At 49.2% G+C, this 7,816-nt stretch carries 8 protein-coding genes and 1 pseudogene; 1 reads left to right on the plus strand and 8 read right to left on the minus strand.

Going from position 1 to position 7,816, the window contains the following annotated elements:
- The 8 genes and pseudogenes from QVO97_RS10610 to QVO97_RS10645 form a co-directional block, all read right to left on the minus strand.
- Positions 1-417, minus strand: a pseudogene (locus tag QVO97_RS10610) (exopolyphosphatase); the annotation flags it as partial.
- 1 nt (position 418) lies between these two features.
- Complete coding sequence (locus tag QVO97_RS10615; RefSeq protein WP_288189651.1) at positions 419-1,717, minus strand: ATP-binding protein; 1,299 nt, start codon at positions 1,715-1,717, stop codon at positions 419-421.
- A gap of 105 nt (positions 1,718-1,822) precedes the next feature.
- A complete protein-coding gene (locus tag QVO97_RS10620; RefSeq protein WP_022360300.1) occupies positions 1,823-2,947 on the minus strand; it encodes a bifunctional chorismate mutase/prephenate dehydratase in 1,125 nt (374 codons plus the stop codon).
- Positions 2,948-2,950: 3 nt separating this feature from the next.
- Complete coding sequence (locus QVO97_RS10625) at positions 2,951-3,694, minus strand: lysophospholipid acyltransferase family protein (RefSeq protein ID WP_022360301.1); 744 nt, start codon at positions 3,692-3,694, stop codon at positions 2,951-2,953.
- A 296-nt stretch (positions 3,695-3,990) separates the two neighbouring features.
- Positions 3,991-4,434: a type II secretion system protein gene (locus tag QVO97_RS10630; RefSeq protein ID WP_022360302.1), complete on the minus strand. Its 444-nt coding sequence runs from the start codon at positions 4,432-4,434 to the stop codon at positions 3,991-3,993.
- The gene (locus tag QVO97_RS10635; RefSeq protein ID WP_022360303.1) at positions 4,406-4,588 is read right to left on the minus strand and encodes a DUF4250 domain-containing protein; all 183 of its coding nucleotides are present in this window, start codon (positions 4,586-4,588) and stop codon (positions 4,406-4,408) included. Before QVO97_RS10635 ends, QVO97_RS10630 begins: the two co-directional genes overlap by 29 nt.
- A gap of 20 nt (positions 4,589-4,608) precedes the next feature.
- A complete protein-coding gene (locus QVO97_RS10640; RefSeq protein WP_369678418.1) occupies positions 4,609-4,923 on the minus strand; it encodes a hypothetical protein in 315 nt (104 codons plus the stop codon).
- A gap of 87 nt (positions 4,924-5,010) precedes the next feature.
- A complete protein-coding gene (locus QVO97_RS10645; protein ID WP_288189652.1) occupies positions 5,011-5,964 on the minus strand; it encodes a hypothetical protein in 954 nt (317 codons plus the stop codon).
- A gap of 697 nt (positions 5,965-6,661) precedes the next feature.
- Between QVO97_RS10645 and QVO97_RS10650 the strand changes: the two genes are divergently transcribed.
- A complete protein-coding gene (locus QVO97_RS10650) occupies positions 6,662-7,606 on the plus strand; it encodes a D-2-hydroxyacid dehydrogenase (RefSeq protein ID WP_022360306.1) in 945 nt (314 codons plus the stop codon).
- Positions 7,607-7,816: the final 210 nt, after the last annotated feature.

Genomic DNA, 7,816 nt, shown 5'->3' on the forward strand with positions numbered 1-7,816 from the left:
CGCCGCGCCGTTTTTCACGGCGCGCTGGAATTCTTCCTCCCTGGCTGCAACAGCTTTATAACTCTTAAAACGCAGCTCCGAGTTGTTCATCGTACGGACCCGGAGTCCGGTACGCACCAGAATCCGGTCCAGTACCATCTGGCTGTTCCGCGCCTCCCGAAGCGCACTGCTCGCAAATGCCCGGTAATCCGATACCCGGTATGTTTTCATCACTTCCCGGAACTTATTCAGGACCTCGCACATTTCCTCCACGATCTCGTGGCTCAAACGTCCGTCATTGTACGTGTCTTTGCCAAGCGCCAGCGCATGGCGCACATGATCAATCTCGCGGATTCCGGCGGAAGCAGAAATCTCGAAAATTCCCAGCTCCAGTTCGAAGGAACCCACATCAATAGCGGCAAAGGTTTTAACGGTCATATTACTTGATCTCTCCTTTCAGCTTGCTGCGTAAGTTTGCAATAAACTGGGTGGCAGTACGTCCGGACAGCCCGCCGTGGCTTAACTCCCACTTGTTGGCTTCCAGTAGCAGATCTGCCTCCGGCATATGGATGTGGTATTTGTCTGCCAGTACGCGGACGATGTTCTGGAACTCTTTCTTGTCCGGTGAGCCGTAGTAAATCGTGACGCCAAAACGCGCAACCAGAGACAGTTTTTCCTGCACCGTATCGTTGGAGTGCAGATCGTCGTCCAGCTCGCGCTTATCGCTGAATTTCTCGCGGATTAAGTGACGGCGGTTCGATGTCGCATAAATCAGGACATTCTGCGGCTTGATGCCGAGACCACCCTCAATGATTGCTTTCAGATATTTATATTCCAGCTCATATTCCTCAAAGGAAAGATCGTCCATATAAATGATAAATTTGTAGTTGCGGTCTTTGATCTGCTCCAGGACATCTGACAGTCCGCGGAACTGATGCTTGTACACCTCGATCATGCGGAGTCCGCGGTCATAATACTGATTTAAGATCGCCTTGATACTGGATGATTTACCGGTACCGCTGTCACCGAAAAGCAGGCAGTTGTTTGCCGCGCGCCCCTCGATAAATGCCTCGGTATTTTCAATCAGCTTGGCTTTCTGCAGCTCATAGCCTACCAGATCGCTCAGCTCGATATGTTCCACGCGCGTGATCGGCTCGATATCGACCTGCTTTGCCTCGTCATCCATGATAATATGGAATGCTTTGTTAAGACCAAACTTGCCGACACCAAATTCTTTATAAAATTCGGTCACGATATCCTGAAATTCCTGATCACTCTCCGCATTCTCCAGTGAAATCGATAATTCAACGATCCGGTCGCGGATGCGGTGGTTGAACGCCTTGCTGTTTTCCAGCGCATTTTCGTAATGCTTCATCTCCGACCAGATGCCGTTCTCAGCCTCGTCCAGACGGGCAATATCCAGGGAAAAAAGCTCTCTGACCTGTGCAAAATCGTGACGGGCAAGCTCGCTTAAGCTGCCGCCGACCGGTCCGATGATCTCGCAGGATGTGCTGTAGGCATTTTCATTGTTTGCCATGCAGAACGCCAGGAAACAATGCCATAGGTTTCCGCGGAATCCATAGGTCACTGCCAGATCGATGAGCTGGCTCGCGCATGCATACGCATCCGGGCGTGCCCCGCCTTCCTCTGGTTTTAAGAGACTGCACATATCGTCAAATAACTGCTGATACCGCAGGTTGCGGTATAAAATCATCGTATTTTTTCTTCTTTCTTCCATCATTTTGCCTTTCCGGTTACCATCACATTCTTTTGCTGCACTTTCGGTTCCAAAAATGCCTCCCGCGGACAGTAACCCATTTCATCTTTTCCTAAGCTAAAAAGTCTAGTAATTTCCTAATATTTTTACATTTTTCGCTTCGCGCATGATTCCATACAGTGCATTCTGCACACCGGCATCCTCCAGGTTTCCCTCGATGTCCACGAAGAAGCGGTACTGCCAACTCTCCTCCGGGATCGGGCGGGACTCGATCATCCGCATATTGACATCATTGAAAATAAAATTGCCGAGCATGCTGTACAGCGTACCGCTGCGGTGCGGCAGCTCGAAGCAGAGACTGATTTTCTCTGCGCCCGCCTGATAGACGCGATCCTTCGCCAGAATCAGGAAACGGGTCGTGTTGTCCGGACAGTTGTTGATCGGACCTGCCAGCTTTTTGAGTCCGTAAATCTCTCCTGCCACCTCACCTGCGACTGCCGCCTGTGACGGATCCTTCTCATCGCGTACCTTCTGTGCCGCCACAGCATTATTTTCCATACTTAGCTGCTGCCAGTCGTGCTGGTTTAAAAAGTCGCTGCTCTGCATCAGCGCCTGCGGATGTGCATAAACACGCTTCACATCGGAAAGTTCCGCATCCGGTGTGCCAAGCAGGTAGTGGTGTACCGGCAGAAATGTCTCCGCCACAATCACATTGTCGTATTTTAAAAGCAGATCATAGTTGTCCGTCACGGCACCGGCGGAAGAATTTTCAATCGGAAGCACCGCAAAATCAGCTTTTCCCTCCTGAATCTCCACCATCATATCCTCAAACCGGCGTACATGATGGATATCCGCGTCTTTTCCAAAGAACTGCAGCGCCGCCGCATGACCGTAAGCGCCCTCTAATCCCTGGAACACCACGCGTTTTCCGGCCGTTTCAAGCTTCTCCACCTTATGGAAGCCCAGATCCGGACCGCCGACGCGCCCTGCGATCGTCTGATACTGATACCGGCGGCTCAGCGTCATCATCTGCAAAAACAGCTCGGCAACCGCCTGCTTGTTGAACTCGCCCTCTGCCATCGCCTGAACTGACTCGATCTTCTGTTTCTCACGCTCAGCATCGTAAACCGCCTTTCCGGTCGCGATCTTATACTCTGCCACCTCGCTGCAAAGGCGCATTCTCTCCTCAAATAACTTTTCTATCTGGGTGTCAATCTGATCCAGACGCCCTCTTATCTCCAGCAAATCCATCTCTTAGTTGTTCTCCTTTTCCATCTCTGAAAGCATCCCTGCGATCTTTTCTCTCGTATATGCGCCGACAAACTTCCGGTTCTCCGGATCCAGCTCTTTCACGATGAACGGCTCGCCGAACTCAATCACGACATGGCTCGGACAAATAAGCGGAATATGCTTCTCAAAGACCTCCGCTGTTCCCTTGATCGCCACCGGAACAACCGGACAGCCAGATTTCTCTGCAATCTTTAAGCTTCCCTCTTTAAATGGAAGCAGATCGGAAAGCTGTTCATTTTTATTGCGGGTTCCTTCCGGAAAAATCCAGACAGAAACGCCGCGGCGCACCTTCTCGATCCCCGCCAGAATCGTTTTTAAACCTTCTTTTATATTATTCCGATCTAAAAACAGACAGTTGACATTGAGCATCCATTTTGACAAGAGCGGAATCTTCTCCATCTCTTTCTTTGCCACAAATCCCATCAATCCCGGAACCGTCGTATAGCCGACCAGGATATCAAAATAGCTCCGGTGGTTTCCCACATAGAGCACCGGGCGATCCTGCGGAATATTTTCATATCCGCGCACCTCTACCGTCACACCTGCCATTTTGAGCAGTTTTTCAAAAATATTACGCACCATCTGGGTGCTTTCTTCCTCCACTGCGACCGGATCTACCTGTCCCTGTTTATCCATACGGTGCAATGTGCCGATGGAACCAACAAGGAAGCTGACGATCGTTCCTACTATCCTTATCGCGCGAAACATACTGATACCTCTCTTTTCTCTTGTATCTGTCCGAAACCGTCTGGTTTTTATCCTGCTATTTTCATTTTCAGACAGACTGCTTTACTGTCTCATTATATAGAAAGAAGCAGGGTTTTACAAGACTTTCCTTGTAAGACATCCTGCCTCTGTTACTGTTCACGCATACGTGCCCAGTAACGGAATTTGCCGTGGCTTCGCATTTAAATACGGCAAATTCCTGCTGCCACCACGTTTTCTTACGGCACTTTCGGTTTCAAAAGTGCCTACCTGTGAACAGTAACCTGCCTCTCTATTTTTTATGGATTCACAATCTCCGTCTTTCCGCTGGTCAGCGCTTCCACCTCGATTCCACCTATCTCGCACAAGATTCCCCCATAGCTTTCCAGTGTATCGCTGTAATATACGCTGTAGATAGACACATCCTCAGAAATCTCTCCATCCAGATAGTTTTCCAGCGGATTTTCTCCCCGATCCCGGAAAGAACCACCCAGATCCATCATCAGCTCCCAGCTTTCCGGATGAATGTCCTGCTCATCCAAATCATGCAGATACATCCAGAGCGCCATGCATAGAATCCTCGCCTCGGCTTTCGCCCGCACTTCCTTCGCTTTCTGTACCTGTCCGGACATAATCGGGATCGAAACTGCAACGAGAATCGACACAATCCCGGTCACAATCAGCAGCTCTGCCAGCGTAAAGCCTGACCGTGCCCTAGCGGAACTGGTTCTTTTCTCTGTCATAGGTATATCCCACCGCCTGCAGCTTCTTCTCAAGCTCCGACCGTTCTGTATCAAACGCACTGCATAATTCATCTAAATCCGGGTAAAAATCTCTGAGCTGTGTGTTCACAAAGCTCAAGCACATAATCGGATCGTTCGGTATTTTTCCTGCCATCGTTTTCCCTTTCTGTCCTTTTATTCATACTCAAACGTAACTGTCACATAGTAACCGCGATCATTTTCCTCGATCGCCTTTACCACGCCGTGATCGGCGGGAATCCGGTCATTCAGCTTAAAAAGCCCCGACATCGCCACCGCCGGTTCAATCATATAATTGACATTAAACGGCGTCACCGACTCCGTCACCTCTACTGTCTGTCCGACTTCTACCAGTCCCGGACGTTCCATTTTAAATACAACATCTCTTGTCACGCCGTTTTCCCTCTTCTTTCTGGTCTGATTCCCGATTCTGGCTGCCGGCATATCCTCAAGCCGTGCCTCTGATTTCAAAATTTTTTTACACGAACCATAACTGCCAGCTTACCAGTTTTCTAGTATACGGCACTTTTTTCCTTTTATCAACTGCGCCCACATAACCTACCGTTCGTTTTTTTCACGCGCCATCCGCCGCAGCTGCCGAAATCCAAGCCATGCCAGTAAAACCAGCAGCAGACTTATACTGATCGTCAGTCCGTAGTGAATCCACCGTCTCCAGAACGGAAGCGGGAGGTTTTCCACCGGCGCAGTCTCTGTTTCCACCAGAGTTCCCGGATCCGCTTCTATTTCTGTCATCTCTTCCACATCCGGTTCCGCTTTTTCATACTCCATCCGCCTCCGGTAACGCTCATATGCCGGAAGTCTGACCGTTCCCCCGTACACTGCCCGGCAGTCCCATACGCGGCGTTTTGCCTGTACCGCCGCATTGCGGCACCAGATGCCAGCCTCATCCTGATAAGCATCTCCCTCCCAGCTTGCCGACTCAATCTGCACCTCATCCTCCGATAGCCCTGCACTTGCAAGCAGTTCTTCCCTGCACGCCTCCAACGGCGGCACTTTTTCATCATGCATCACGACAGTTCCACCCAGCCGGTATGTGTCCGCCCCGTATTCGTGAAATACGACCGAAATCTCAAATCCATCCTGCCAGTGTTCGTTCTCATAAGAGGTTCTTTTCAGATCCAGCATAACCGATACCGTCTTCCGGCTCTCCCGATCCTCCACCTCCATCGGCGCTCTCGCCGGGATCTCCTGTTCCCGCGTCACGGATGGATAGACCATCTCCCCCGAAACCTCCCGCGTTCTGCCGCGCACCGGCACCGCCTCTATCTCTGTCCCCACAAGCCGATAGGTAATTTCCCCCTCTTCCAGATATTCTTCCGGCGCTTCTGGTATCTCAGCCTCTTTCAAATAGGAAGAAGAATAACGGATCCGCCGTTCTCCCGCCTTATCTTCCTGTGCGTAAGCCTGTCCGCCGGTGCCCTGCAGGCACAGCAGCACAAATGTCAGCACTGCCAGCCTCCAGCCATATCTTCTGCCTTCTCTTTTCCCCATACATTCTCCCCTTCTGCCATTCCCCGGCAAATGTCTCCTGCCAGCCGAACCGCATTCTTTCGTAAGCACGTTCTAAATTTCCGTACTCCTCTCTCAACCTTCTCCATCCTTTCTAAGATTGTTATTGTTCACGCATACGTGCCCAGTAACGGAATTTGCCGTGGCTTCGCATTAAATGAACAGTAACCTGAAATTTTCTGTCCTGAGTTTAAATCAGCATAAAATACCGCATCACACACAAATATCATTCAAGATATAAGATGCCATGTTTTCTAAATGCCGATATGATACTTATATTCAGCACCACGAAATCATATGACTGCTTTTTTGCTTCATAGGACGCAGTTTCCCCTGAAACAAAAAATGCATTATGAAATTTCATAAATACCCGGATATTTCTGTGAATCACAGATGCCCTCTTTACGGGCAGAATCATCGAATGCCGTCCGGAACCGGACTTTGAACTGCATCGTACCTTTATTATAGTCTGCCCTATCTCAAAATACAATTTATAAATCGCTCTCGCGGAATTTTCTACAAAAACACCTTTTTATCCAGCATTTACTTATAAGTGTTATACAAAAAATCGAATACGAGTTTCTTTTTGGTACGGCAAAATGACTTGACTGGACAGCAGATTTTAGGTATACTTGCATATAGGTACATTTTACAAAATAAGAGCGGAGGAAATTAAACTATGAAGTGTCTTATCATTGACAAAGTATACGCTGGTATTGCTGAAGAACTCAGCAAATACATGGAAGTTAAAACTGCAGAGAATCTGCCGTCCACCAAGGATCAGTTATTAGCTGAAATCGGTGACGTAGACGTTCTGATCATGCGTGTAGATCCGAAGATCGATCAGGAGATCATCGACGCTGCTAAGAACCTGAAGGTTATCGGCGTTTGCTCCGTTGGTCTGAACCACATTGATATGGACTATGCAAAATCCAAAGGAATCCAGATCTTCAACGCACCGGGCTTAAACGCTAACGCAGTTGCAGAGCTGACCATTTCCAAGATGTTAGATATCTCCCGTGGTACTTTCACAGCTAACTACGATGTAAAAGTAAAACACGAGTGGAACAAATATAAATTCGAAGGTCGTGAGCTTCGCGGCAAGACTCTGGGTGTTATGGGCTTCGGTCGTATCGGTAAGAGAGTCGGCGAACTTGGTCGTGCATTTGGTATGACTGTCGTTGCTTACGATCCATTCCTGAAACCGGAAGATTTCGAGAAAGAGCATGCAACTGGCATGTCCGTAGACGAGATGTTAAAGGTAGCTGATTTCGTATCTATCCACGTACCGCTGACACCAGAGACAAAGGATCTGTTCAACGCTAAGTCCATCGCTGAGATGAAGGATGACGCAGTTGTTCTGAACATGAGCCGTGGTGGTATCGTAAACGAGAAAGACATGTACGAGGCTCTGAAAGCTGGCAAGATCGGCGGCTACGCAGCAGACGTTATGGAAAATGAGCTGGCTGGCAGCGGTCTGACAGGTGATGATACATTCGCAAGCCCGCTGTTCGAGTGCGACAACTTCATCGTTTCCCCGCACATCGGCGCTCAGTCCGTAGATGCTTCCAGAGACATCGGACTTCACATCATTTCCAAGGTAAAAGAGGCTCTTTCCCTGTAATCAGGAAACCAGTCTTATACTCATATAGGAAATCCTGCGGAAATCGTTCTGCAGAAACTGCATAAAGACAGGAACCGGATGATACTCTCGCCGGTTCCTGTTTTTTGTTTCATAGGAATTGCGTCCTATGAAACAAAAAACGCTCCGCGAGGATGCGCACTCGCGCGAAGCAGAAACATGTCGCAAGCGACCGCGCGAGACGCCGGATGT

Origin of the sequence: Clostridium sp. CAG:43 (genome assembly GCF_000434655.1) — a bacterium.
Lineage (GTDB): Bacteria > Bacillota > Clostridia > Lachnospirales > Lachnospiraceae > Otoolea > Otoolea fessa.